This is a genomic window from Halococcus saccharolyticus DSM 5350 (assembly GCF_000336915.1).
Taxonomy (GTDB): Archaea; Halobacteriota; Halobacteria; order Halobacteriales; family Halococcaceae; genus Halococcus; species Halococcus saccharolyticus.
On record NZ_AOMD01000009.1, the window covers coordinates 69672 to 94002 of the forward strand.

Here is a 24331-nt window from a genome sequence, read left to right on the forward strand (position 1 = left end):
CCATAGCCCTTACGTTGGGTTCTTTCACTTTCACTCCGGAGATGGCATCGGTTGATACCTGTCGGGGACTGTCCAACAACCATGTTCGAGGAACTCGCCGCGACGTGCGAGGCGACCGAGTGCAACCGCGAGCTTCCGGATGAGCCTGCACTCGTCTTCCGAGACTCGGCGGGAGAGCGCCGCGCCTACGAGTGTCCGTGCGGCGCGGTCACCGTGACAGTCGCGAAGGCACACGCCTAACCGGCGACGGAGCCGACGGGAGCGCATGGAAGAAGTCGTCCACGCGCGCGGTCACGAACACGTCACCGCCCAGCATGCGAGCACGCTCGAACTCACGAGCGACGACTACCTCACCCCGGCTGGCGACTGCATCATCGGGATCGAGGCCGATCGCACACCCGCCGATTTCGATCGAGGTTTCGTTGCGGCCTGTCGCGACGCCGACGCAACGATCACGGCGACGTTCGAGGCGGACGATCACACCGAAACAGTCAGCGGCCGCGGACACCCGGATCTGGAATTCGCGAACGATAGGAGTCTGGTCTGTCGGACGAGCGAGTACGTCGACGATCGGACGGTGATGGTGGAGGGGGACGCGGCGGCCGCCGACCTCGATCGGGAGTTCGTGGCGGCGCTCGCCGAGGGTGCGGACCTTCGAGCGGTCTTCCGGGTCGAATAGGGTTTTGTGGCCGGCGGCCATTCCACAGCCATGAGCGACGACGGGGAACCGCCCGAGAACATCAGCGGCGGCCCTGACGGCGGCGGGCTCGAAACGGCGTTCGAGGAACGCGCAGCCGACACGCGCGCCGAGGCCGTCGTGGACCGTCTCGGGGAGCTGTACTGGCAGAAGACCTACGGCGGTCAGGATGCCTTCGAGTGTCTCGTGCGCACGATCCTAAGCCAAAACACCTCGGACAAGGCGAGCCAGCCCGCCCACGATGACCTGATGGATCGGTACGGCGACCGCGTGGACGGCGATCTCGCCGCTGCGCTCGCCAACGACGACCAGCCCACGCTCGCCGAGACCATCCAGTCAGCGGGTCTCTACAACCAGAAATCGGCGACGATGATCGCCATCGCCGAGCGGGTGGTCGACGAGTACGGGAGTGCAGCCGAGTTCGACGCGTTCGTCACCGAGAAGGACCCGGAAACGGTGCGCGATGCGCTGCTCGATTTTTCGGGTGTCGGACCCAAAACCGCCGACTGCGTGCTCCTCTTTTCGGGCGGGCGCGAGGGCGTCTTCCCGGTCGATACCCACGTCCACCGCATCTACCGCCGGCTCGGGATCGCGCCATCCGACGCCGACCACGAGGAAGTCAGGACAGTCGTGGAAGACCAGGTGCCGGCGGCAAAATGCGGGTTCGGCCACACTGCCTCGATCCAGTTCGGGCGGGAGTACTGCTCGGCGCGCAAGCCAGCGTGTCTCGACGATCCCGATGCCTGTCCGATGGCGGATCTCTGCGACCAGGTCGGCGTCTACCCCGAGACGGGCGAGGTGGTCGATCCCGCCGACGCGCCGGCGGAGTAGGGATCACCGGCGAACGGCGACAACCAGCGCGAGCGAAACGAGGACGAACGCGATCAGCGAGAGGTTTGGCACTGTCAGGCCGAGGATTTGGTACTGGACGGTTCCGCAGCTTCCGACCGAGCAGGTCGCGGAGTCGGCCGTGGCCTGAAACCACGAGTGGTAGGCGGCGACGCCGGACCCGAGGACTGACAGCGGCAGCGCGGTGCGGACGACGCCGGGGCGGTTTTCGAGCGCGGCCACGCCGAGGATCACAGTCAGAGGGTACATCAGGATGCGCTGGTACCAGCAGAGTTCGCAGGGGATCAGCCCGAGGCCGAGGCTGAAATAGAGGCTCCAGGCTGTGGCGACAACCGCGACGAGCGTGGCGGCCGCAAGCCAGAGTCGGGAACCGATAGAGCGCATCTGTTGGTCGCTCGTACATGAGGAACGTAGTGGTTGCGGTACTGGTCGGGTGTTGCCCGCGGTGGGACGCCACGCGCTCGGTTCCTGCCGAGCGCACGGGGGAGGAACGGAGCTGCCAGCGCGTGCCGCCACGAGGCGCTACGCGCCTCGGCCCGTGTGAACGGGCGGCTTCGCCGCCCGTGAACAGAGGCTACGCGCCCAGCGCGCGCAATGCGTTGCGGAGGCTGCCTGGTGTCCTGCCGAACGAAGTGAGGCAGGGCTCGGGAGAGCTTTGCTCTCCCGGTGGACATGAAAAGGGCGAGGCGCGCCGCCAAGGCGCGCCGTCGTTCCGCTTCGTCTGCTCGCGGGCCGAAGGCCCGCTCGCATGGTCCGAGGGACGCGGAGCGTCCCTCGCTACTCCACGACGAGCCTCACACTCGCTGCGCTCGCGTGAGACGCCGAGGGCTTTCGGCTTTCAGTATTGGTACCGCTGGACGTCGTCTTGAGCCTGGTCCGAGAGCCCGACATCGCCGGTCATTTCGTCGTACGTCATCCCCGAGAGATACTCGTCGTAGGTGACGTCGTAGCCGCTCCGGAGGTGGAAATCGAGCCGACCGGTCTCGACGGTGGCCTGGAAGAACTGATGGACCGCCCGGCGGAGGAGTTCGTCGGCGTCGTCGAGGTCGAGCGCACTCTGGAGGAGAGCGAGCTCGTTGCGGGTTTCGCGGTCGAGACGTAGGGTCGTCTCGTCGCCGAGATCATCGTAGCGCGATTCGATCTCTTCGGTGAGGTCGTCGAGACTCATGCGCCGGGATGAGCGTCGACTCGGGAAACCGCTTTCGGCTCCACGGCTGGCGAGGACCGCCACGCGTATCCCGAGCGCAGGACTACCGCGTTTGATGAGCGAGTCCGCGTTCTCGCCCCCCGACGATCCCGCTGCGGTCCGCCGGGCCCTCGTCGAGTGGTACGAGAACGATCATCGATCGTTTCCGTGGCGCGAGACCACCGACCCCTACGAAATCCTGGTCTCGGAGGTGATGAGCCAACAAACACAGCTCGATCGTGTGGTCGACGCGTTCGCGGATTTCGTCGAGCGATGGCCCGACACGCCAGCGCTCGCGGCTGCCGATCGGGCCGACGTAGTGAGTTTCTGGAGCGATCACAGCCTCGGGTACAACAACCGGGCGCAGTATCTCCACGAGGCCGCCGACCAAGTGGAAGGGGAGTTCGACGGGGAGTTTCCCGAGACGCCAGATGCACTTCAGGAGCTCCAGGGCGTCGGCCCGTACACCGCGAACGCGGTGGCGAGCTTCGCGTTCAACGAGGGGAACGCGGTGGTCGATACCAACGTCAAACGTGTTCTCTACCGGGCGTTCGACGTGCCGGACGACGATGCGGCGTTCGAAGAGACGGCCGACGAACTGATGCCCGCCGGCGAGTCGCGGGTCTGGAACAACGCGATCATGGAACTCGGCGGGGTCGCGTGTACGAAGACACCGTCGTGCGACGGGTCCGAATGTCCCTGGCGCACGTGGTGTGACGCCTACGCGACCGGCGATTTCTCCGCGCCAGACGTCCCCACTCAGTCGCCGTTTGAGGGAAGCCGCCGGCAGTTCCGTGGGCGCGTCGTGCGCGTGCTCGGCGAGTACGACGAACTCGCGCTCGACGATCTCGGCCCCCGCGTTCGGGTCGATTACTCACCGGATGGCGAGCACGGCCGCGAGTGGCTCCGAGGACTCGTCTCCGACCTCGCCGACGACGGACTGGTCGCGGTCGAGGACCGCGATGACGATACTGTCGTCCGGCTGTCTCGGTGATCCCGTTCGGCGACTGGGCGTTTGCGGATCGGCTGACGCCCCGCGGCGATCACGCCCCTTGCTGTGCCGACCGCCGACCGGTCGGGAACCCGATCGTGAGGTGGATGGCCGTCAGGAGCGCGGCGAGCACCAGTACCCCGACCGCGAACGTCCGGAAGATCGCGGTGTAGCCGTACCCCACATCGATCAGCGTGCCGACGACGACGCTCCCGAGCGCGTTGAGGAGCATGATCCCCGCGCTGAACACGGCGTAGGCGCTCGCTCGGTGGGCATCCGGCAGCGAGTCGAGAACGTAGGTGTCCATCGTGGGGAAGAGGCCGTGAATCACGAACCCGAGCGCGGCGCTCGTGGCGACGAGGCCGTAGAGTCCCGAGGCGAGCGTGAGTGCGAGCAGACAGCCGGCGAACCCGCCGACGATCCCGAGTAGCAGCGGAATGTATGGCATACGATCGGCGAGACGTCCGGCAATCGCGAACGCGGGGACGCCGGCGGCGAAAACCACCGTAAGCAGTTCGCGCGCAGTGCTTGCCGTGATCGGCTTGGTCGTGACGAGATACGAGACGTAGAAGTTGAACAGCCCGTTCCACGCGAGGCCGGCGAGGCCGGCGAATGCGACCCCACTCAGGATGACGGGCCACTGTCGACGGGCTGCGCCGAGGAAATCCCGATCGAGTTCCTCGCCGGGCGGGAAGGTCGTGGTTCGGGCGATCGCTCCGAACGCAACGGTCGCCACGACTGCGAACACGCTGATGAGACCGAACGCGAGCCGCCATCCCTCGACCAACAGGAGCTCGGACCCCTCGATCCAGAGGACACCGGTGATGAAAAGCGGCGCGCCAGCCGCGGCAAGCTGGCTCGCGGTCCCGTGGATGCCGACGGCACGTCCGATCGCTCCGGGGAACAGGTCGCTCAGCAGTGGTTTCGCCGCGATGAAGTACACACCGCTCGACAGTCCCATCAGGAACGCGCTCGCCCAGAGCACTGGTAGGGAAGTGGCGGTCGCGGCGAGCAGCGGCGCGGCCGCGAGGATGGTCCCGGCTGCGAGGATCACGGCGTAGCGTGGAACCAGCGTGAGCAGGTAGCCCGTCGGCAGCCGCGGCAGCGCGCTGCCGAGCCACGCGAGCGTCGCCAGCAGGCCGATCGCCGCTGCCGACGCCCCGAACGCGGATCGGATCGGTTCCAGCAGCGGTGCGAAGACGACTCGCGCGAGGTTGACCAACAGCACCATCGTACACATCGAGCCGAACAGCTGCTGGCGTGACACTATCGGGCGGACGGCCTATGAGGAATCAAGCCTTTGCGAAGCGGCAATCCCGCGGCCGGTGGACGAGGCTACCGGAAAATCGGCGTGTTCCGGCCGGAATCGCTGGTGCTTTGGGGAGCGATGTTCTCGAACCGGTATGCCAGACCGACCCCACGTCGTCGCGCTCGTCGGGAGTCTGCGCGACGGTAGCTATACTCGGATCGCCCTCCAGCACGCACTCGACGAGGCCGAAGAACGCGGCGCGAGTACGGACTTGATCGACCTCCGCCACCTCGACCTCGCGGTGTTCGACGCCGACGCGCGCGAGGTCGGCGACGCGCTCGCGCTCAAGCGCCGCATCCGGCGGGCCGACAGCGTTCTCCTCGGGACGCCATCCTATCACGGCTCGTACTCCTCGATCCTGAAGACCGCGCTCGATTACTGCGGGTTCGACGAGTTCGAGAACACCACCGTCGGCCTGTTGTCGGTCTCCGGTGGCGCGTTCCCGATCACCCCGCTCGATCACCTCCGATCGGTCGCCCGCGCGCTCAACGCGTGGGTCATCCCACATCAGGCCGCCATCCCGAAAGCAAGCGGAAAGTTCGCGGACGGCGAACTCACTGACGAGAGTTCGCGCGAGCGCGTGGCGACGCTGGGCCAGCGGGCTGTCGAGTACGCCACCATCGAACCCGATCCACCCTGTCTCGAAAGCACCGAGAACGTTGGCGCGGATGACTGACCGCAGGACAGTGTCGCATCGAGCAGCGTTCTAGGTCGTGTTCTACCCACTCGGGAGTATCCGGATACGGCTCCTGCTCGGCCGCCCAGTTCCGAAACAGTCCCCACCGCTGGGAGAGTGAGCGGGCGAAAGAACCCAGAGCCTGTGGTCCTGCGACGGCGTGGGTAGCGGAAATCAGGAAGGAAGATCTCCGCCGTGTTCTGACTGTTTTTCGTATACGTAGAAATCAGAGACACGCGCTTCGTACTCGTTTTCTACTTTCTCGATCAAGTCGAAATTCGGGAAGTTTTCGACCACGTAGTCCGTAAAACGCCGATGTCTGACGTGCAGTTCAGGTGTTGGCTCCTCGCAGTTGCTTGAAAATATTATCACATACTTGGTTGACGCGCCGAACATATCGTGCATGGTCTTCTCGAAGATCGCATCGTCCACTAAATGAAAGACCATCTCCAGCGAGAGGACCAGTTCGGCCTCGAGTGCACCTCTGTTCAGAAAGTGCGGTGGATCGTACAGGAAGAAACTCTTCGTCTCGTCGTTTGCGAACCGACGTGAACACGCCCGGATCGCCGATTTCGATATTTCGAGTCCGACGTAAGAAGGATACTCGGCCAACTCTACTTGGACACCATCTCCACATCCGAACTCCAGAACGGATGTGATGTCGTTCCGATCGACGAACGTATTGAGGAAATCGGCTTTAAACTGCCTGTGTCCGCCTCGTGAACCGGGACCTGCGTCACGGTCATCTGCGTATCGTTGTTCCCAGTACTCGATCGGATCGAACAAGCGGTAGTAGAGGCTCCTCGTTCGTTCGTTTCGTTCCAAGAGAGAAAGGACTCTCCACTTCAGAAAGGTGGTTGTCCGGTTCATCAGTCCACATGGGCCTTCCGTCATGACGACCTCTATGGCCCTCCGGACGAGTGTCAACCTGCTCATGGAGCGTGTTCGGTAGAGGAATCATGAACGTTTCCACAGTCTACTTTGGTTGACTGATTGCAATAAACGCCCTCACGTCGTGATCAATCAGCGGGTGGAATCCTGTCTCACCCCGTCAGCAGCCGTTTCAGAATTTACAGCATGGTGCTTCGATGGGGGTCGACGCGATTTCGCGACGATTCGGTCCGGGAACGACAACCGAAAAAACTGCGACACTACCGGCCACTAGCGTGTCGAAACCGGGATAGGGACTGCCCCGCTACCGCCGACAGTGACGCAGTGGGTCGAGAACCCGACCGGCGGGCGCGACAGAGGTCCGATAGGGCTCGCTCGTGCGTGGCTCGAAGTGCTGGTTCGTCCACGTCGGTTTTTCGCGGCGGGAGTCGCACCGGGCGATCAGGCCCCCGGACTGGTGTTCGTGATGGCCGTGGTCGCGATCGAGGAGGCGACCCGCTTCGCGCTCGTTCCTGGCGCGTACCCGGTCGTCGCGAACCGACCGCTCGTCTCGGGCGTCGTCGCGCTCGTCGTCGCAGCCGGGTTCGTCGCGCCGCTCGCACTCCACTTCGCGGCCGCAATCGCGACTCTCGGGCTCGTTCCGCTCGTCGAGGATCGCGCCGGTGTCAGCGAGACGGTGCAGGTGATCGCCTACGCGACCGCGCCCTGCGTTTTCGCCGGTATACCGTTCCCGCCGCTCCAGGCCGTCTGCACAGCCTACGGTGCAGCGTTGCTCGTCGTCGGGATCGCCGAAGTACACGGGACGAGCCTCGCTCGCGCGGCGGTCGCGGGGGCGCTCCCCGCAGCGTTCGTCTTCGGCTACGCCTACACGTTTCGCGGGTTCGCAGCCATCAACGCGCTCGGACTGTTCGGCTGATCACGCCGTGTCGTCCTCGCTGGTGACCTCTACTTCGATCGCGTTCGGTAGATACGCGTTAGCGGCGTATCCGCCCTCATTCCAGGGGAACTGGTCGTTCTCGATCGCGTCGAGTCCGTCCTCGGGTGCCCCGATCGTCGCCGGCTGTGCCCGACCGCGCTCGTCGGTCGCTCGCGAGGCGAGGGTGTAAGTTCCTGGGGTCGGCTCCCAGGTGTACTCGAACAGCCGCCACGCGCCGGCGTAGTCGGGGCCGAACAGCTCTGCGTCGTGCCACGCCTCGCCACTGTCGGTGGAGACCTCGACACCCGCGATCTCGTCGTCGCCCGCCCACGCGACGCCGCGCACTGTAACCGTATCCTCGTGAGGCGTGATAGGTTCCTCGCCGGTCGGTCGGCCGATCAGCGACATCACGGTTTCGTCGAACGTGTAGGGATGGTCGACCGCCGACGATTCGAGCTGGTCCCACGTTCCGGTCGTTGGAACGGTGTCGGCGTGTTCGGGCGTCTCGCCCGCGGGATGGATGCGGTAGTCGTCCTGCTGCCACCGGGCGTGAGTGCCAGGCCGATCGAGCGCGCTCTCGGTGACCATCCCTTCGCTCACGCGGAGTTCGGACAGCCACTTCACGCTGTTCACCCCGTACCAGCCAGGGACCACGAGCCGCACCGGATAGCCGTGCTCGGCGGGGAGCGCCTCGCCGTTCATCCCGTGAGCGAGGAGACAATCATCGAGCGCCTTCGAGAGCGGGATCGATCGAGCGAACGTCTCCTCCTCGGTGCTGTCGTCGCCGATCGCGGTGAGCCAGCGGTCCTCGTCGTCCGCCCCGCTGCCCGTCGCCGCAGCGTCCGTATCGAGACCGGACGCCCGCAGCACCGACCGTACTGGTGTCCCGGTCCAAACGGCGGTCCCGACCGCCTCACAGCCCCACTGGACGCTCCCCGTCTCGGGGTCGTGCTGGCCGCGACCGTTGCCTGCGCATTCCATCGTGTGTGCGACAGCGACCGTGGGAAGGTCCTCGACGATGTCGGTGAGGGGGAGTTCGGTTTCGTCTCCGTCCGTTCCGGCGACGTCGATGGTCCACGCGTCGGCGTCGCCATCGGGGATCGGGTTCCGGTGACAGACGAAGTGTTCCTCGATCGGTGTCAGCCAGTTCGCGAACGTCTCCCGACTCGCCGCTCCGACGACGGTGTAGCGGTCGGCCTCGTCGCGGGTCTCGCTCGTGCCCGGTTTCCGGTCGAGGATCGCATCGATCTCCTCGCGTCGCCCCTCGCGTGTCTCGCTCATACGGACCAGTCGTGCGGATTCCGCATAACCGTTTCCCGCTCGTGTCGATGCCACGGAGCAGCGAGCGTCATCGTCGCAGACGTTCTAGCGGTCCGACGTCAGGGGTTCGTCTGTCCGTCGACGGCGATGACGGCTAGCTGACCGACGACGACACTGATGCCCATGGCCACCGGGAGCAGAACGATGACAACGAACAGTCCGAGCGTGAGTGTCAGAAATGCAAAATCGATCTGGACGTCGAGCGGAAGCGACGCCGTGTTAGTCCAGACGATCACGAGAGCGACGCCCAACGAGAGCAATGTGCCGACCAGTCCCGCTGCACCAGCGTCGACGAACTCGTTTTGAAACCGATCGCTCAGCAGGGCCCCGACGAGGCCGGCGACGGCGGGTGTCGCGAGATAGATATACGGTGGGGGCCGGACGGCGACGAGCAAAACGACGAAGACGGCCGCCTGTGCGAGACCGCCGAGCACTGGAACGGTTCGCCCCATTCTCAACAGCTATACTGGAAGAATGAATAAATGTTACCCCGACTCACACCACGGATCGAGTCAAGGACGGATCGTTCAGTCGCGACAGTCGGGGGAACCGTTCGGTGCCGCCGAGCCGGAGGGTTAACCATCGGGTGGACGTAGCGCCAGTGTGCTCACCCTGAACATCGACGAGTTCATGCTCGAACTCAAGGACGGCGCGCTCAAGAACGTGGGTCCGGCGAACAAGTCGGCCGAGGCGAAACTGTTCGACGTCGCGTCGGCGGAGGCGCGTGCGTTCGGCGACAAGCGCGTGAAGCTCGTGTTCGAAGACGACGAGGGCAACGAGGTCCAAGTCGCGCTGTTTCCCGACGATGCGAGCCGAGTTGCGAGCGACATCGAGGCACTCGAAGACGACAGTCCAGTGTTCGAGTAAGCGTCCGCGTTTCGACAACCGTTTTAATCCCCGGCCGCTCGATCCGGTAATGGGTAGTTGTATCATCTGCGGCACCTCCGTCGACGGCCACATCTGTGGGAGTCACGAGGAGGACGTCGTTTTCGAGTTCGAAGGATCGCGCGCGAATCAGCTCACCCCCGGTCGCTTCTACCGCGGCTCCGTCGACGGCTTCGCCGACTTCGGTGTGTTCGTCGACATCGGCGACAGCGTCACCGGTCTGCTCCATCGGAGCGAGCTCGACACCCGGCTCGAAAGCCTCGACTGGGATTCGGGCGAGACCGTCTACGTTCAAGTCACCGACGTTCACGACAACGGCAACGTCGACCTCGCGTGGTCGATCCGCCAGTCGCCACGCGAGTTCCGTGGCGAGCTCGTCGACGATCCCGAGGGCGACCGACTCGCGGAGGCAGAGGCCGACTCCGAATCCGAGACGGCGGAGGCGACCGACCCAAATGAGCGCGCGGCCGCCGACTCGGCGGCCGAACCCGTGACCGACATCGCCAGCGCGGACGAACCCGACACGGACGAGACCACCGGAGCGGGGACTGACGGCGACACCTCGGTGACGACCGATAGCGACGACTCGGTAAACGAAGAGGACACCCGAACGGCTGTCCCGTCCGACGAAGGGGGCGCGGCGCTGGTCGAGTCCGAACGCGAGCGCGTCCCGATTGCGGACCTCGAATCCCGTGTCGGCGATCACGTCCGCGTCGAGGGCACAGTCGTGAGCGTCCGCCAGACCGGCGGCCCGACGGTGTTCGAACTCCACGACGAATCCGGTACTGTGGACTGTGCGGCGTTCGAGGAAGCCGGCGTCCGCGCGTACCCGGATGTCGAGACGGATGCGGTCGTCGCCATCGAGGGTGAGGTCGAACGCCACCGCGACGATCTCCAGATCGAGACTGGGGGGCTCGCGGTACTCGAGGGTGAAGAGCGGGATGCGGTCACGACCCGACTCGAGGACGCACTCGCCGAACGGGCTGCGCCCGACGCGATCGAACCGTTGGCCGACGATCCCGTGATCGACGATCTCAGCGAGGAGATTCACGACCTCGCGGGGCTGATCCGGCGAGCAGTGCTCGAATCCCGGCCCGTCGTCGTGCGTCACGACGCGAGCGTCGACGGCTACGTCGCGGGAGCGGCGATCGAGCGCGCCACGCTGCCTTTGGTGCGCGAGGAGCACGCCCGTGACGACGCCGAGTATCACTACTTCGACCGTCGGCCGGTCGAGGACGGAATCTACGACATGGACGCCGCGACGCGCGACGTCACGTCGATGCTCGACGCCAACGAGCGCCACGACGAGAAGTTCCCGCTGTTCGTGTTCTGCGGCGTCGGCAGTGCGCGCTCGCGCGACGGCCTCTCGCTGCTCTCGATCTATGGAGCCGAGCGGGCCGCGATCGGTGATCGAGCGCTCGACGCGGACGATCTCGCGGCGCACGTCACGCCGGCCGACCGCGACGCCGGGACAGCCACGACCGCGACCACCCTTGCGGCGACCGTCGCGTCGGGGGTCAACCCCGACGTTCGCGGCGACCTCGGCAATCTCCCGGCAGTGAGCTACTGGGAGGGCACGCCCGAAGCGTACGCCGATCTGGCGGCCGAGGCGGGTGCCGACGCCGAGCGGACACGCGACGTCCGCGAAGCGATCGCGCTGGTGGCGAACTACCAGGCCTACGAGGACAAACGGGAGCTGATCGCCGACCTGCTGTTCGATGGCAGCGAGTCGCTCGCCGAACGCCTCGCGACCCAGTTCCGCGAGAAGCTCGACGCGGCGATCGAGACCGCCGAGGCTCATCTCGACCAACGGGAGGCCGACGGCGTCACCGTGGCGGTGCTCGACACCGACGCGTTCACCCACCGGTACGACTTCCCGCCGACCGATCTGCTGTGTGACGAACTCCACCGTCGGACCCGGGAGGATTCGCCTGTTCTCCTCGGGCTCGGCGAGGACGAACTCCTGCTTCGCCACACCGGCGACCTCGATCTCGAAGCCATGGCCGAAGCGATCGCCGAGCGCGCCCCCGAAGCGGGTGTGGCTGCGCGAGCGGCCCGCGACGACCGGATCGAGTTCCTGCTCGGTGAGCGCGACGCCGTGCTCGACGCTGCGGTCACGACGATCGGCGAGCAGTTCGACTGACGCCGCGGTTGCGGCGGCTGTTGGGCGGTGCGGTCGCGGTGGCGGTGCCTGGTGGATCGAGGGCGAGCGAGTGAAACGAGCGAGGGCTCGTGCTGTGCGGTCGTGGAGAGCGCCAGCAGTCATACCGCGAACGAGGCCGAAGGCCGAGCGAGCGGGTGTTTTTGGTCCAGATTTTTGCGAGGGGTTGAGCGCGAGCGGTGCGAGGCGCGAACCCCCGAAGTAAAAAGGTGGGTTCTAGAGTGCGTTCCCTTCGATCGAGATGTCGGCGTGAAGTTCCTCGCGGAGCGCTGAGTGGACGTGACAGATGTCCTCGCCTCGCTCGACGAGTTCGTCCTCGTCACCGCTGATGTCGGCCTCGACGCGGATGTCGAACCGGATCGCTTCGAGGTCGTCATCGTCGTCGAGATCGCCTTCGGCGTCGATCTCGATTGTGCCGAGGTCGTCGTAGTCGCGCTGCTGGGCCCCGACGCGGAACGCGGGGATGTAACAGGAGGCGTAGTCGGCGACGAGCGTCCCGTTCGGCTCCGGACCCTCCTCCTCGGTGGCGTCGACGGTGAGTTCGAAGCCGCCGATCCGGCTTCGCGTGACGAATCCCTCCTCGGACGTGCTACTGACTTCGATATCTGCCATTGCGGCCGACTCGACGACCGCCATACCCCTAAACATTGCCCACTCGTGTGCCGGGGCCGCCATCGCGGTCGGAGTGATCCGCCGGGACGACCGACGACGAACCGTCGGTTTCGGTCCCGACCTCAGAGCTCGAAGGAACCGTCGTCGTCGAGGACGTGGACCTCGCCGTCGATCCCGCGATCGTCGACTGCGTCGACGAACTCCTGGGGATCGGCTTCGAGCGGCGGCATGGTGTCGTAGTGCATCGGGAAGACGTGATCGGCGTCGAGCCACTCGGCAGCGATCGATGCCTGCCAGATGCCCATCGTGTAGTGATCGCCGATCGGGAGCGCGACCGCGTCGGGCTGGAGGTACGGCGCGATGACGTCTTTCATCTCCGACATCAGCCCGGTGTCGCCGGCGTGGTAGAAGGCGGTGCCGGTGCCGTCGGGGCCTGGCTGCTCGTCGCTCACGACGAACCCGGCAGGGTTGCCGAGCTCGTACTCGTAGTCGAGATCGACGCCGCTGGTGTGGTCGGCTCGATGCATCGTGACGTAGGCGTCGTCACATTCGAGCGTGCCGCCGATGTTCATGCCGATGGTGTCCTCGGCTCCCATCTCGCTCTCGACGTAGGCCGCGACCTCGACCGGCGCGACGATCGTCGAATCGGTGAACTCGCCCGCGTGGGCGACGTGATCCGAATGGGCGTGGGTGAGGAGCACGTAGTCGGGCGTCTCGATGTCTGTGGGCTCCATCGAGGTGTGTGGGTTGTCGAAGAACGGGTCGATCAGCAGGCTGGTGTCGCCGACCTCAACGTACCACGTCGAGTGACCGTGCCAGGTGAGTTCCATTGCGTCCCGTCGTACTCGCGTCGCGCACTTAGTTCTGTAGGCGGCCGTGCGAAGGCGGGGCAAGAGCGCGTTCGTGTACGTTTATCAGGAGCGGACACGAGACCTCGCCATGCACCGCGTACGATTCCGCGATCCGGACGGCGAACTCCGTACTGGCGAATGGCTTGCGGACGAAGCGACGATCAGCGCGAACGCCGGGCCGACCAGTCGCGTCGCGTTCCCCGACGACACGTTCTCGCCCGAGGAAGTAGACGTGCTCGCGCCAGCGGAGCCCACGAAGATCGTCTGCGTCGGGCTGAACTACGAGGATCACGCCGCCGAGCAGGGAAAGGATCTCCCCGACCGCCCGTTGCTCTTCCTGAAGGGACCGAACACCGTGGCGAGCCACGAGCAGACCGTGGAGCTGCTCGCCGAGAAGGAACGCATCGAGTACGAGGCCGAGCTCGGCGTCGTGATCGGCCGGGAGTGCCGGCACGTCGACCAGGCGGACGCGATGGATGTCGTCGCCGGGTTCACCTGCGTGAACGACCTCTCGAACCGCGACGATCAGCGGATCGAGCAGAACTGGGTCCGCGGGAAGGCGTTCGACGGGGCTGCACCGATGGGGCCCGTCCTCGCGACGCCCGACGAGGTACCCGACGACGCCACAATCGAACTCCGTCTGAATGGCGAGACGAAACAGCGCTCCTCGCGCGAGAAATTCATCTTCTCGGTGCCCGAACTGATCGCGGAGATCACGACGTACATGACCCTCGAACCCGGTGACGTGATCTCGACAGGCACGCCCGCGGGCGTCGGCCCACTTGCCGACGGCGACGAGGTCGAGGTCGAGATCGAGGGGATCGGCACGCTCTCGCACTCGGTCACGATCCCCTGAGCCACGCCGACGATCCAGAGTCGGCCACGAACTCGGTCGGTGCGGATGCCAACTCCTAAGTTTAGGCTTACCTAACGCGCGCCTCACATGGAACTCACGCGCCGGGACGCGCTCGCGGCGCTCGCCGGCGGCAGCGTCGTCGGCGGCGGTGGAGCGGCAGCCATCGGACGGAACGAAAGCGAGCCGAGCGGAGCGCGAACGGAGACGGATGACGGATCGTCGACTGCGGCGGACGCGGCGTTCACGACGGTGCGCGATCCTCTCGTTGCGACCGCGCGCGTCGTCTATCCCGACGAGATAACCGGAATTCCGAGGTTCGTCGAAACTTACGCACTTGGGCGTATCGAAGAGCGAGAGAAGTACCGACGGGGCGTCGAACGAGCAGTTGCCGCCATCGACGATCGCGCGGAATCGTGGTACGACGGGCGATACGCGAGCCTCGACGCCGAAGATCGGGATGGGGTGTTGCGCGAGATGGGTGCGGATACTGCCGATCCCGATCCCGAAGGATCGACCGCCGAACGAGTGCGGTACTACGTGGTGAACGAACTCCTGTACGCGCTCTACACCTCACCTGCCGGTGGAAAACTCGTTGGACTCGAGAACCCCCAGGGCCATCCCGGCGGACACGAGAGCTACCAGCACGGGCCACGATGAGCGGCGCGGACCGGACGCCCGCGAATGCGCCCGACGTCTGCGTGATCGGGGCGGGCCCGGCGGGCGCGCTCTGTTCCCACCGGCTCGCCGAGCGCGGTCACGACGTCGTGATTCTGGAGGCCGGGCCCCGGTTCTCGTTCGAGGACCGCCCCGAGCGAATGGAGCGCACGATCCGTCCGGGAAAGGACGACCGAAGCGTCTGGGATATGGGCGGCGAGCGCGACGCCTACGTCTCGACCGGTCCGCGGCCGTACCCACTGAACCGCTCGCGGGTGAAAGGCGTCGGCGGGACGAGTCTCCACTGGCAGGGGATGGTGATGCGGCTCCATGAGGCCGACTTCAAGCGGGGGAGTCGCGACGGCGTCGCCGCGGACTGGCCGCTCTCCTACGAGGATCTCCGACCGTACTACGCGGCCACCGAGCGCGCGTTCGGCGTGGCGGGGGCCGCCGACAACCCGTTCGCGCCGCCGCGCGAGGAGCCGTATCCCCTCCCCGCCTTTCCGCCCTCCTACAGCGACTCGATTTTCGCCGAGGCGTGCGAAGAACTCGAAATCACCACCCACTCGGTGGGGAACGCGCGCAACTCCGAGCCCTACGACGGACGGTCGGCCTGCGTCGGATACGGTACCTGCAAACCCGTCTGCGCCTCAGGCGCGAAGTACGACGCGACCGTCCACGTCCGAAAGGCCGAGGCGGCGGGCGCACGCGTGATCGACCGCGCGCCGGTTCAGCGCCTCGAAACCGATGGAGAGGGGCGAGTGACGCGCGCGGTGTACGCGACGCCAGACGGCGAACACGCTCAAGAGGCTCGTCGGTTCGTGATCGCCTGCGGTGGGATCGAAACCCCTCGCCTGCTCCTGCTTTCGGACTCGCCCAACCACCCCGACGGACTCGCCAATTCGAGCGGGCTCGTGGGCCGATACTTCACCGAACACTGTTTCGCGGGCGTCGGCGGCCGGCTCAACCGCCGGACCCGCCAGAAGCACGTCGGGTTCAACACCACCGAGAGCCACCAGTTCTACGATCTGGACGGTTACAACCCGATCAAACTCGAGTTCTTCAACTACGCTGGGCCGTCGCCCGTCGAGACGGCGCTCTCGGGGGACGAGTGGGGCGACGCGCTCCTCGATTCCCTCCGGGACGCCTACGGCACCCACGTCACGGTCGGCGGACTGGTCGGCCAACTACCCCGGAAGGAAAACCGCGTGACGCTCGACCGCTCGACCACCGACGATCACGGCAACCCGGTACCGGATGTCCGGTGGTCGATCGGCGAGCACACGAAGCGAACTATTCGGCGGGCCAACGAGATCCAGCGGTCGATCCTCGACGAACTCGGGGCCACGATCGAGTGGACCGTCGGTCCCGAAAACACCGGCCCGGCGTTCCATCATATGGGAACAACGCGGATGGGGACCGATCCGGCATCGAGCGTCGTGAACCCCGAACTCCGGACCCACGACGTCGAAAACCTCCACATCGCCTCCAGCAGTGTGTTCGTCACTGGCGGCGCGATGAACCCCACGCTCACCATCGCCGCGCTCGCGCTGAAGGCGGCCGACCACGTCGATACGGCGCTCTAAGGGACAGTGTGGTGGCAGTGCGGCGATCAGCGGCCGTTTCGGGACAACGCTTTTATCCCTGGTTCCTGAGAGTGATTACAGAGGTCGACCGATGACCACCCTATTCGTCTTCTGACCGGGCCGCCGTTTCCCGACCCATCGCTGGTTCGACAGCGTCGGCTGGCGGCTCCGTCATCAAGCGCTCGGTGATCACCGAGCCGGCCGCATCGTCCACGGACGACACACCACTACCACACATGACAGCTACGAACGCAATCGTTGTACAGCGCGTCGATAGCGGCACGCCCGCGACCGACGAAATCCGAGCGCTCGCCGCAGCCGCCGGCTATACGATCGTCGACGAGGTGACGCAGGTTCGAGCCGAGGATCCCGGTACACATCTCGGACAGGGGAAGGTCGAACAGCTCGCAGATCGGGTCGCCAAAACGGGGGCCGAGATCGCTATCGTCGACGGCGAACTCACACCAGCACAGAACCACGGGATTCGAGCGGCGCTGCCGGACGGGACCCGCGTCCACGATCGCTATCGACTGGTCCTCGACGTGTTCGGCGACCAGGCGGGGACGAGGCGAGCACAGCTCCAGGTCGAACTGGCGCGACTCCGCTACGAACTCCCACGGATGCGTGAATCGGCAGACGAGGGATGGTTCAACAAACGCGTCGAGAAGGGATCGCCGCTGTACGACGCCGAAGATCGGATCGATCGGCTCGAAACCAAACTCGACGAACTCCCCGATCCCGCGGCGGAGTTCCGCAAGCGCCGGCGCGAGGAGGGATTCGACCTCGTGACGATCGCGGGCTACACCAACGCTGGCAAGTCGACGTTGCTCCACCGCCTCGCGGACGAGTTGACACTCGCGGACATCGAACCGGACCACGCGGACCGCGACGCGACGGCGGCGGTCGAGGATCGGCTGTTCAAGACGCTCGAAACCACCACGCGCCGGGCGACGCTCGGCGGGCGTCCCGTCCTACTGACCGACACGGTCGGGTTCGTCGCGGACCTGCCCCACTGGCTGGTCGAGTCGTTCAGCGCGACGCTCTCGGAGGCTGCGGCGGCCGATCGCGTGGTGCTGGTCGCGGATTCGAGCGATCCCCCCGACGAACTCCGCGAGAAACTCCGCGTCTCGCTCGACGTGCTCGATGCGCAGGACGTTCCACGCGAGGCGGTCGTGACCGCACTCAACAAGGTCGATCTGCTCAACGATGAGGAGCGCGAGCGTCGGCTGGCGGCCGCGGCCGACATCGCCCCGTCACCGCTGCCGATCAGCGTCCGGGAGGGAACGAACCTCGATCGACTCGTGGCGCGGATCGAGGACGAATTGCCGACTGAACGCACCACGGTCGAGATGGAAAACGTCGACGAGGCGATGAGCGTCGTTTCGTGGCTCTACGACCACGCGAACGTCGCGGACGTGAGCTATGGATCGGCAGGCGATCAGGTCACGGTCACGTTCGCGGCGCGGCCGTCGATCGTCGAGCAGGCGCGAGCCAAAGCAGCGGCCGTCGGCGGCGTCGACGGCTGATCCTCGACGAAAGCGTGTGATCGGCGACGAGATGGGAGCAGGACGGCTGGCTCACGTGCCGCCGTAGACCGGAAAGAGTTCGAACAGCACGAACGAGGCGGCCGCCGACAGCGACGGCGTCATGATCCAGAGCATGACCACGCGTCCCGTCGTCGCGGGATCGAACAGGTCGTTCGCGGCGAGTTCGTCGGGTTCCTCCTCGCCGATTCCTGGCACACCACCTGCACCAGCGACGTCACCGTTCGCGGTATCTCCGGTGACGTCACCAGCCACGTCGCCGGCAGTAGTTCCGGTGGCCGTATCGTCGGCGGCGAGTGCGTTCGTCGAGATGGTCGTCGTCTCCTCGCTGCCCTGGATGGCGGCCGTCGCCGCGCTGGCGACGGTCGTCGTGCGGGTCGCCCGACCCCAGCCGAGCCCCACGATACACATCGTCGCGCTGACCGCGAGACTCGCCGGAATCCCGAACTCGGAGAGTACGGTGATGATCGTCGCACTCACGATGGCGACCACGAGCGACGCGAGCAGCGGAAGGTCGGTGAGATCGTTGCCGACGGTGTCGAGGGTGCGTCGCGCGATCGTGAACGAGCCGAGACCGATGGCCGCCGCCGCGAGGACGACGCCCTGAGTGATACTGATCGCCCCGCCGCCGACGAGCGGCGCGACCGCGTTCGCGGTGTTCGACGCGCCCGCGCTGAACGCCATATAACAGCTGATCGCGAGCACGATCGCGCTCCAAAACCCCTCCTTCCGGCTGGTGTCCTCGGCAAGGTGTGGGATCGGAACTGAACCCGATCGATCGAGCACGAACAGCGCGCCGTCGGAGCGGTCGATCCCGAACCACGCGTCGAGATAGGGGTAGAGGTAGCGCCCGACGACCGCGCAGATCCAGAAGGCGAGTACCGGGGCGACGATCCACGCCGAGACGATCTCGAACATTACGGCGTAATCGAGGCTTCCACTCGCCACACCGAGCCCGGCGATCGCGCCGACTGCGGTCATCGAGGTCGAGGCTGGTACTCCAAAGAGGTTCGAGATAAGCAGGGCAAGCCCGACGAAAAAGAGCACGCCGACGCTCGCCGCGAGTGTGAACTGATCGGCGGGGACGATCCGACCGCCCATCGTCTCGATGACCTCCGTCCCGACCGTCGCCCCACCGAGCAACGCAAACCCCGTAAACAGCGCGGCAGCGCCGGTCTTCGAAACGAGTCGACTCCCCACCGCGGGACCGAACGCGACTCCTGTCGAGGAACCACCGATGTTGAAGCCGACGAAGACCGCGACCGCGAGACCAATGATAAGAACGGCAGTAACCATGAATAACTTATCGGGACCTTCTGACTAAATAGTGCCGCTTTCGACCGACGCCCGCACCCGCCTTCGTGATCGTCACGTCTGCCGCAGTCGTCGCATCACCCGAACGCATTCGATCGCGGGCTGACCGTGTGAGCACGCTTAAGCCCCGGCGACTGCTCGTCCCGGTATGCAGACACGCGATCTCTCCGAGCACGCCGTCTACAGGGCCGGCGAGGGGAGTGAGGAGGTCGCACGCGAGCTGGGACTCGATCCCGACGACCTCGTGAAACTCTCCTCGAACGAGAACCCGCTCGGTCCGAGTCCGGCAGCGATGACGGCGATCCGCGAGGCCGCAAGCGAGGTCCACGTCTATCCCAAATCGGCTCACACCGATCTCGTCGCCGCGATCGCCGATCAGTGGGAGCTCACGCCGAGCCAGGTGTGGCTCGCCAACGGCGGCGACGGCGCGCTGGATTATCTCTCGCGCGCGTTACTCGATCCCGGCGCGGCGGTGCTCGTGCCCGAACCCGGCTTCGCCTACTACGGAATGAGCGCGCGCTATCACCACGGCCGAGTCCGTTCGTACTCGCTCCGGGCCGAGGAGGGATTCACCCAGAGCGCCGACGCGGTGCTCGACGTCTACGACGGCGAGCGCATCGTCTACCTCACCAGCCCGCACAACCCGACCGGCACAGTCGTCGACCTCGCAGACGTCGAACGGATCGCCGAGGAAACGAACGAGGACACACTCGTGGTCGTCGACGAGGCGTACGGCGAGTTCGCCGAGACGCCGAGCGCCGTCCGACTGGTCGAAGGACGCGAGGGATGGGATGCCCGCGAGGACGTCGCAGTGCTCCGCACCTTCTCGAAGGCCTACGGTCTCGCAGGGCTCCGGCTGGGGTACGCTGTCGTGCCCGAGCCGTGGGCCGGCGCGTACGCCCGGGTGAACACGCCGTTCGCGGCGAGCACGGTCGCCTGTCGCGCCGGCCTCGCCGCGCTCGACGACCGCGAACACGTCGAACGAACGGTCGAGAGCGCCGTGTGGGCACGCGAGTATCTCGAAAGCGAACTCGATACCAAGACCCACGAAAGCGAGGGTAACTTCGTACTCGCCAAGGTGAGCGACGCAACCGCAGTCGCCGAGGCGGCCCAGCGACGGGGCGTGATCGTCCGGGACTGTACGAGCTTCGGTCTCCCCGAATGTGTCCGGGTCTCGTGTGGAACCCGAGAAGAGACCGAACGCGCAGTCTCCGTGCTGAACGAGGTGCTTGCGGGGTGAGAGTCGCCGTCACCGGAACGCCGGGCTCCGGCAAGACGACCGCGACCGATCGGCTCGCCGCACGCGACGACGGCAGCAACGCCGACGACTCTGGCGGTGTCGAGGGAACTCTCGATCTCGTCCACCTGAACGAGGTCATCCGCGAGGAGGGGCTGTCGACCGGGACCGACGCCGATCGCGACAGCCTCGTGGCGGACCTCGATGGCGTCGAGGCCTGGCTCGACGACCGCCAGACCACCGCCGACATCGCCCTCGTCGAATCCCATCTTGCCCACTGGCTCAACGCCGATCGCGTGGTCGTGCTCCGGTGTCATCCCGCCGAACTCGAAGATCGGCTCGCCGCCCGCGGGGAGCCCGACGCCACCATCACGGAGAACGCCGAAAGCGAGGCGCTCGACGTGATCCTCGGCGAGGCGGTCGAGCGCCACAGCCGCGACGCGGTGTACGAGATCGACGCGACCGATCGCGCTCCCGAGGATGTCGCCAGCGAAATTCGGGCCGTCATCGCCGGCGAGCGTGAACCGAGCGCCGGAACCGTCTCGTTCGTCGAGTACCTCTGATCCCATGAGTCACCAGCCATGACACTCGATGGGTACCGCTCGACCGCCGACCGTCTCCTCGAACCGTTCGTCGGCCTCGCGGCCCGAGCGGGACTGACGCCGAACGTCGTGAGCGTCGTCGCGTTCGTGTTCGCGGCTGCGGCGGGGGTGGCGTACGTTCTCGCGGGCGGCGAGGCGCTGTGGTATCTCGCTGGCGCGGTCTGCGTTGGACTCAACGGCTCGCTCGATCTGCTCGACGGCGCGCTCGCGCGCCGGCTCGACACCGCCTCGCGGGCGGGCGATCTGCTCGATCACGTCCTCGACCGATACGCCGATGTCCTGCTGGTGGTCGGCCTCGCGCTCGGGATCGATCGGCCGACGCTCGGTCTCGCTGCGGTGACGGGCGTGTTGTTGACCTCGTATCTCGGTACGCAGGCTCAAGCTGTCGATCTCGATCGGGTGTACGGCGGCCTGCTCGGGCGCGCGGATCGGCTCGCATTGATCGGGATCGTGACCGGGGTTGCGGCGTTCGTCCAGCCCACGATCGCTGGCGTCGGCCCCGTCGGTTGGCTGCTGGTCGTCTTCGCGGTCGTCGGCCATCTCACCGCGCTCCAGCGCCTCTACTACGCATTGCGGGCGCTCGCTGCCGAGGAGTGAGGCGGGTGGCGGACGTTTTATACGCAGGGACGGCCTCCATCGAGGCATGGTCCAGTGTGAGATGTGCGGTGCGGAGACCGCTTCTCCGACGACGGTGAAGATCGAGGGCGCGGAGATCGACGTCTGCGACGACTGCGCCGAGTTCGGGACCGAAGTCCGCCAGCCCGCGTCCGAGAGCACGTCCACCAAGTACTCGACAGGCTCGTCGGAGGACGGGGCGAGCGCGTCGTCCGGTGGGAGCGGATCGAGCGGTGGTGGCTCGACCTCGCGCGGGCCGGACATGTTCGACGACATGGAAGAGGTCGTCCAGGATTACGACGATCGCATCCGGAGCGCGCGCGAGGCCGACGGCCTCAGCCAGGAGGATCTCGCGAAGGAGCTGAACGAGAAGGCGAGCCTCATCCGGAAACTCGAACGCGGCTCGATGTTGCCGAGCGATAGCGTCCAGAGCAAGCTCGAACGCCGGCTCGATATCACGCTCACCGAGGGCGGCGTCGATGACACCGACTGGGAGGGTGGTTCCGCGAGCGGCGAGTACACCCTCGGCGACGTGGTGCAGCGAAAGGACTCCTGACCCCGCGTTCGGCACGGGTATCGCGAACGACCACGGCTCGCAAACCGCGAATATTCTGGATAGAGACCAACAACGCCGTCGAAAGCGGTGGTACGAGCCTCACGCGGCTCGACGATAGAGTAAAACGAGGACGACGATCAGCACGGCCTGGACAGCCTTGTCGACGTATCCGAGCGTGCCGAAATCGGGGGCGTTCACGACGTACCACACGACGATCTGTCCGGCGACGAAGGGGATGCCGAGCACGTAGAGGAGGGTACGACGGTAGTCGTAGAGCACTCCGACGATGCCGATCCCGAACCCCACCGCTGCGACGAGGAAGCTCAACCCGAGGGGGGAATCGATGAAGCTCACACCGAGATAGAGGTGGATGACGCCGGTGATCACCGCGAGAACGATCCCGACCGACCGGAGCGGAGCGCCGGCGAGCGAGCCGATCCCGGTGTCCATATCGGTGCTTGTTCCCATAGTACATGTTGTGGGCCTCCGGCCCGTAAACCTATCCTTCACTCGGGCAGCGACATCCACTGTCGCGCGGGTTCCGCGATCCTCGCCACGGCCGGGAAAAGAACGAGCTGGCGGCGGGGTTCGTGGGCGGCGAACGGCTTTTGTTGGCACATCACTCCATGCTATCATGAAGTGTTCGCTCGTGGGCGCGGGCTCGGTCGCGAGGGAGTACCTCGCGGGTATCGACGACACGTCGCTGTCGCTCGATGCCGTCTGTGACCACGACCGCGACCGCGCCGCAGCGGTCGCTGCTGCCCACGACGCGACCGCCTACGGTGACGTGGCGACGCTGCTCAACCATGAGTCGAGTCCGCTGATCGTGAACCTGACGAGCCACGCGGCCCACGCCAGCGTGACCCGGGCCGCCCTCGACGCCGATCGCCACGTCTTCAGCGAGAAACCGCTGGCGACCGACGCCGCGGTCGCGGCCGACCTCATCGCGTTGGCCGAACGGCGTGGTCTCGGCCTCGCCTGCGCCCCGATCAACCACCGGTGTGGCGCACAGCAGCGGGCCGCCACCATGCTGGCCGACGGCCGGACGGGGCCAGTGCGGATGGCGTCCGCCCACGCCCACGTCGGCCGGGTGACCGACTGGCACGACCGTCCGCAGTCGTTTTTCGAGGTGGGACCGCTGTACGACGGCGCGGTGTACCCACTCTCGCTGCTCGTCGCGTGGTTCGGCCCCGTCGAGCGCGTGCGGAGCGCCGACGCCGCCGCGCCGTGGCCGGATCGCTCGGAAGCGGTACCCCAGAAACCGACCCACGTCGAGGCAACGCTCTCGTTCGCGGCGGGGCCGCTGGTCCGGCTCACTGCGAGCCTCTACGTCCCACACCGGAGCCGCGAGTTCTACGGGCTCGAACTCCACGGCGACGACGGCTCGGTCTACCTCCGGGACGCCGGCGCGTTCGTCGACGGTGACGACCACGTGACGTTCGGCCGGGTCGGACGCGGGTACACGGCCGTCCCGCCACAGTCCCCCGCGGCGGACAGGGGCCACATCGACGGGCCGGCCCGGCTCGCGGCGGCCATTCGTGAGGGGCGCACGCCCCGGGAAAGCGCCCGCCGGGGCGCACACGTCGTCGCCGTGTGTAACGCGATCGAGGATGTGGCCGAAGGTGCTGGAGCCGACGGAGCCGTGATCGAAACTTGCGCCGAAGCGGTGGCTGGAACAGCTGCCAAAGCAGTGACCGGGACACCTGCCGATCGGAACGAGACGATCGAGGTCGACGGCGGCGGGACGGCCGCTCATCGGGACAACTCGGCCGCCCGTCGGGATGACTCGGCTGGCGGTCCGGACTTCGAAGCCTCGACGACTCGTCTGCCCACGCCCGTCGCCCAACCGGACCGCGCACGGACGGACGCGGCGATACGGCTCCCGCCGATCGGGTTCGGCTGTTCGCGCTACCGCGATGACGAGTACGTCGACCGGCGTGAATCGATCGCGACGGCGCTCGACGCGGGCTATCGGCTGCTTGACTCCGCCGAACTCTACGGCAACGAGGCGCGGATCGGCGAC

27 protein-coding genes are annotated in these 24331 nt (G+C 66.3%); 17 read left to right on the top strand and 10 right to left on the bottom strand.

Features of this window, described 5'->3' with window-relative positions:
* Positions 1-81 precede the first annotated feature (81 nt).
* The 3 genes from C449_RS18200 to C449_RS02340 are packed head-to-tail and all read left to right on the top strand — an operon-like array spanning position 82 to position 1528.
* The gene (locus C449_RS18200; RefSeq protein WP_006076281.1) at positions 82-240 is read left to right on the top strand and encodes a hypothetical protein; all 159 of its coding nucleotides are present in this window, start codon (positions 82-84) and stop codon (positions 238-240) included.
* A 25-nt stretch (positions 241-265) separates the two neighbouring features.
* Complete coding sequence (locus C449_RS02335; RefSeq protein WP_006076282.1) at positions 266-679, top strand: DUF371 domain-containing protein; 414 nt, start codon at positions 266-268, stop codon at positions 677-679.
* 30 nt (positions 680-709) lie between these two features.
* The gene (locus C449_RS02340) at positions 710-1528 is read left to right on the top strand and encodes an endonuclease III domain-containing protein (RefSeq protein ID WP_006076284.1); all 819 of its coding nucleotides are present in this window, start codon (positions 710-712) and stop codon (positions 1526-1528) included.
* A gap of 3 nt (positions 1529-1531) precedes the next feature.
* Here the strand turns inward: C449_RS02340 and C449_RS02345 are convergent, their stop codons facing one another.
* Positions 1532-1930, bottom strand: a complete 399-nt coding sequence (locus C449_RS02345) for a disulfide bond formation protein B (protein WP_006076285.1) — start codon at positions 1928-1930, stop codon at positions 1532-1534.
* A 454-nt stretch (positions 1931-2384) separates the two neighbouring features.
* Complete coding sequence (locus C449_RS02350; protein ID WP_006076286.1) at positions 2385-2714, bottom strand: hypothetical protein; 330 nt, start codon at positions 2712-2714, stop codon at positions 2385-2387.
* A gap of 94 nt (positions 2715-2808) precedes the next feature.
* Between C449_RS02350 and C449_RS02355 the strand changes: the two genes are divergently transcribed.
* Complete coding sequence (locus C449_RS02355; protein ID WP_006076287.1) at positions 2809-3726, top strand: A/G-specific adenine glycosylase; 918 nt, start codon at positions 2809-2811, stop codon at positions 3724-3726.
* A gap of 49 nt (positions 3727-3775) precedes the next feature.
* Here C449_RS02355 and C449_RS02360 read toward each other — a convergent pair whose 3' ends face one another.
* Complete coding sequence (locus C449_RS02360; RefSeq protein WP_006076288.1) at positions 3776-4954, bottom strand: MFS transporter; 1179 nt, start codon at positions 4952-4954, stop codon at positions 3776-3778.
* 172 nt (positions 4955-5126) lie between these two features.
* Between C449_RS02360 and C449_RS02365 the strand changes: the two genes are divergently transcribed.
* Complete coding sequence (locus C449_RS02365) at positions 5127-5708, top strand: NADPH-dependent FMN reductase (RefSeq protein WP_006076289.1); 582 nt, start codon at positions 5127-5129, stop codon at positions 5706-5708.
* A 174-nt stretch (positions 5709-5882) separates the two neighbouring features.
* On the opposite strand, the gene C449_RS02370 is transcribed toward C449_RS02365, so the two are convergent.
* Positions 5883-6644 carry a class I SAM-dependent methyltransferase gene (locus C449_RS02370; RefSeq protein ID WP_049913831.1) on the bottom strand — a complete coding sequence of 254 codons (762 nt, stop codon included), beginning with the start codon at positions 6642-6644 and terminating at the stop codon, positions 5883-5885.
* A 271-nt stretch (positions 6645-6915) separates the two neighbouring features.
* On the opposite strand from C449_RS02370, the gene C449_RS02375 reads away from it, so the two are divergent.
* Complete coding sequence (locus C449_RS02375; RefSeq protein WP_006076291.1) at positions 6916-7515, top strand: YIP1 family protein; 600 nt, start codon at positions 6916-6918, stop codon at positions 7513-7515.
* Here the strand turns inward: C449_RS02375 and C449_RS02380 are convergent, their stop codons facing one another.
* Positions 7516-8796: a sulfite oxidase gene (locus tag C449_RS02380; RefSeq protein WP_006076292.1), complete on the bottom strand. Its 1281-nt coding sequence runs from the start codon at positions 8794-8796 to the stop codon at positions 7516-7518.
* A 98-nt stretch (positions 8797-8894) separates the two neighbouring features.
* A complete protein-coding gene (locus C449_RS02385) occupies positions 8895-9287 on the bottom strand; it encodes a hypothetical protein (protein ID WP_006076293.1) in 393 nt (130 codons plus the stop codon).
* 151 nt (positions 9288-9438) lie between these two features.
* On the opposite strand from C449_RS02385, the gene C449_RS02390 reads away from it, so the two are divergent.
* Both C449_RS02390 and C449_RS02395 read left to right on the top strand, forming a co-directional pair.
* Positions 9439-9702, top strand: a complete 264-nt coding sequence (locus C449_RS02390) for a hypothetical protein (RefSeq protein ID WP_006076294.1) — start codon at positions 9439-9441, stop codon at positions 9700-9702.
* 49 nt (positions 9703-9751) lie between these two features.
* On the top strand, positions 9752-11863 hold the full coding sequence (locus tag C449_RS02395; protein ID WP_006076295.1) for an OB-fold nucleic acid binding domain-containing protein: 2112 nt from the start codon (positions 9752-9754) through the stop codon (positions 11861-11863).
* A 234-nt stretch (positions 11864-12097) separates the two neighbouring features.
* On the opposite strand, the gene C449_RS02400 is transcribed toward C449_RS02395, so the two are convergent.
* Both C449_RS02400 and C449_RS02405 read right to left on the bottom strand, forming a co-directional pair.
* Positions 12098-12493, bottom strand: a complete 396-nt coding sequence (locus C449_RS02400; protein WP_049913835.1) for an OsmC family protein — start codon at positions 12491-12493, stop codon at positions 12098-12100.
* A 122-nt stretch (positions 12494-12615) separates the two neighbouring features.
* The gene (locus C449_RS02405; protein ID WP_006076297.1) at positions 12616-13323 is read right to left on the bottom strand and encodes a metal-dependent hydrolase; all 708 of its coding nucleotides are present in this window, start codon (positions 13321-13323) and stop codon (positions 12616-12618) included.
* Positions 13324-13432: 109 nt separating this feature from the next.
* Here C449_RS02405 and C449_RS02410 point away from each other — a divergent pair, with 109 nt between their 5' ends.
* The 4 genes from C449_RS02410 to C449_RS02425 all read left to right on the top strand — a co-directional run bounded on the left by C449_RS02410 (position 13433) and on the right by C449_RS02425 (position 17966).
* Complete coding sequence (locus tag C449_RS02410; RefSeq protein ID WP_006076299.1) at positions 13433-14200, top strand: fumarylacetoacetate hydrolase family protein; 768 nt, start codon at positions 13433-13435, stop codon at positions 14198-14200.
* A gap of 87 nt (positions 14201-14287) precedes the next feature.
* Complete coding sequence (locus C449_RS02415) at positions 14288-14857, top strand: gluconate 2-dehydrogenase subunit 3 family protein (protein ID WP_006076302.1); 570 nt, start codon at positions 14288-14290, stop codon at positions 14855-14857.
* Positions 14854-16440, top strand: a complete 1587-nt coding sequence (locus C449_RS02420) for a GMC family oxidoreductase (RefSeq protein WP_006076303.1) — start codon at positions 14854-14856, stop codon at positions 16438-16440. Before C449_RS02415 ends, C449_RS02420 begins: the two co-directional genes overlap by 4 nt.
* A gap of 236 nt (positions 16441-16676) precedes the next feature.
* Positions 16677-17966, top strand: coding sequence for an HflX GTPase family protein (locus tag C449_RS02425; RefSeq protein ID WP_006076304.1), 1290 nt, complete (start codon positions 16677-16679; stop codon positions 17964-17966).
* A gap of 51 nt (positions 17967-18017) precedes the next feature.
* On the opposite strand, the gene C449_RS02430 is transcribed toward C449_RS02425, so the two are convergent.
* Positions 18018-19280 (bottom strand): inorganic phosphate transporter, encoded by a 1263-nt coding sequence (locus C449_RS02430; RefSeq protein ID WP_006076305.1) that lies wholly within the window; start codon positions 19278-19280, stop codon positions 18018-18020.
* Between the two features lie 166 nt (positions 19281-19446).
* Here C449_RS02430 and hisC point away from each other — a divergent pair, with 166 nt between their 5' ends.
* The 4 genes from hisC to C449_RS02450 are packed head-to-tail and all read left to right on the top strand — an operon-like array spanning position 19447 to position 22308.
* Positions 19447-20538, top strand: a complete 1092-nt coding sequence (hisC, locus tag C449_RS02435; protein WP_006076306.1) for a histidinol-phosphate transaminase — start codon at positions 19447-19449, stop codon at positions 20536-20538.
* Positions 20535-21098 (top strand): adenylate kinase family protein, encoded by a 564-nt coding sequence (locus tag C449_RS02440; RefSeq protein ID WP_006076307.1) that lies wholly within the window; start codon positions 20535-20537, stop codon positions 21096-21098. Before hisC ends, C449_RS02440 begins: the two co-directional genes overlap by 4 nt.
* Positions 21099-21116: 18 nt before the next feature.
* Positions 21117-21734, top strand: a complete 618-nt coding sequence (locus C449_RS02445; protein ID WP_006076309.1) for a CDP-alcohol phosphatidyltransferase family protein — start codon at positions 21117-21119, stop codon at positions 21732-21734.
* A gap of 46 nt (positions 21735-21780) precedes the next feature.
* A complete protein-coding gene (locus C449_RS02450) occupies positions 21781-22308 on the top strand; it encodes a multiprotein bridging factor aMBF1 (RefSeq protein ID WP_006076311.1) in 528 nt (175 codons plus the stop codon).
* 99 nt (positions 22309-22407) lie between these two features.
* Here the strand turns inward: C449_RS02450 and C449_RS02455 are convergent, their stop codons facing one another.
* Positions 22408-22776 (bottom strand): DUF7475 family protein, encoded by a 369-nt coding sequence (locus C449_RS02455; protein ID WP_049913832.1) that lies wholly within the window; start codon positions 22774-22776, stop codon positions 22408-22410.
* A 166-nt stretch (positions 22777-22942) separates the two neighbouring features.
* Here C449_RS02455 and C449_RS02460 point away from each other — a divergent pair.
* The coding region (locus C449_RS02460; RefSeq protein ID WP_006076313.1) for a Gfo/Idh/MocA family protein at positions 22943-24331 on the top strand (1389 nt) is incomplete at its 3' end.

Coding starts and splice junctions, on each gene's coding strand:
- C449_RS02430 (WP_006076305.1), bottom strand. CDS start 19,280: ATGGTTACTGCCGTTCTTATCATTGGTCTCGCGGTCGCGGTCTTCGTC.
- C449_RS02425 (WP_006076304.1), top strand. CDS start 16,677: ATGACAGCTACGAACGCAATCGTTGTACAGCGCGTCGATAGCGGCACG.
- C449_RS02380 (WP_006076292.1), bottom strand. CDS start 8,796: ATGAGCGAGACACGCGAGGGGCGACGCGAGGAGATCGATGCGATCCTC.
- C449_RS02415 (WP_006076302.1), top strand. CDS start 14,288: ATGGAACTCACGCGCCGGGACGCGCTCGCGGCGCTCGCCGGCGGCAGC.
- C449_RS02335 (WP_006076282.1), top strand. CDS start 266: ATGGAAGAAGTCGTCCACGCGCGCGGTCACGAACACGTCACCGCCCAG.
- hisC (WP_006076306.1), top strand. CDS start 19,447: ATGCAGACACGCGATCTCTCCGAGCACGCCGTCTACAGGGCCGGCGAG.
- C449_RS02365 (WP_006076289.1), top strand. CDS start 5,127: ATGCCAGACCGACCCCACGTCGTCGCGCTCGTCGGGAGTCTGCGCGAC.
- C449_RS02385 (WP_006076293.1), bottom strand. CDS start 9,287: ATGGGGCGAACCGTTCCAGTGCTCGGCGGTCTCGCACAGGCGGCCGTC.
- C449_RS02340 (WP_006076284.1), top strand. CDS start 710: ATGAGCGACGACGGGGAACCGCCCGAGAACATCAGCGGCGGCCCTGAC.
- C449_RS02360 (WP_006076288.1), bottom strand. CDS start 4,954: ATGGTGCTGTTGGTCAACCTCGCGCGAGTCGTCTTCGCACCGCTGCTG.
- C449_RS18200 (WP_006076281.1), top strand. CDS start 82: ATGTTCGAGGAACTCGCCGCGACGTGCGAGGCGACCGAGTGCAACCGC.
- C449_RS02395 (WP_006076295.1), top strand. CDS start 9,752: ATGGGTAGTTGTATCATCTGCGGCACCTCCGTCGACGGCCACATCTGT.
- C449_RS02355 (WP_006076287.1), top strand. CDS start 2,809: ATGAGCGAGTCCGCGTTCTCGCCCCCCGACGATCCCGCTGCGGTCCGC.
- C449_RS02450 (WP_006076311.1), top strand. CDS start 21,781: ATGGTCCAGTGTGAGATGTGCGGTGCGGAGACCGCTTCTCCGACGACG.
- C449_RS02405 (WP_006076297.1), bottom strand. CDS start 13,323: ATGGAACTCACCTGGCACGGTCACTCGACGTGGTACGTTGAGGTCGGC.
- C449_RS02420 (WP_006076303.1), top strand. CDS start 14,854: ATGAGCGGCGCGGACCGGACGCCCGCGAATGCGCCCGACGTCTGCGTG.
- C449_RS02350 (WP_006076286.1), bottom strand. CDS start 2,714: ATGAGTCTCGACGACCTCACCGAAGAGATCGAATCGCGCTACGATGAT.
- C449_RS02455 (WP_049913832.1), bottom strand. CDS start 22,776: ATGGGAACAAGCACCGATATGGACACCGGGATCGGCTCGCTCGCCGGC.
- C449_RS02400 (WP_049913835.1), bottom strand. CDS start 12,493: ATGGCAGATATCGAAGTCAGTAGCACGTCCGAGGAGGGATTCGTCACG.
- C449_RS02410 (WP_006076299.1), top strand. CDS start 13,433: ATGCACCGCGTACGATTCCGCGATCCGGACGGCGAACTCCGTACTGGC.
- C449_RS02370 (WP_049913831.1), bottom strand. CDS start 6,644: ATGAGCAGGTTGACACTCGTCCGGAGGGCCATAGAGGTCGTCATGACG.
- C449_RS02445 (WP_006076309.1), top strand. CDS start 21,117: ATGACACTCGATGGGTACCGCTCGACCGCCGACCGTCTCCTCGAACCG.
- C449_RS02345 (WP_006076285.1), bottom strand. CDS start 1,930: ATGCGCTCTATCGGTTCCCGACTCTGGCTTGCGGCCGCCACGCTCGTC.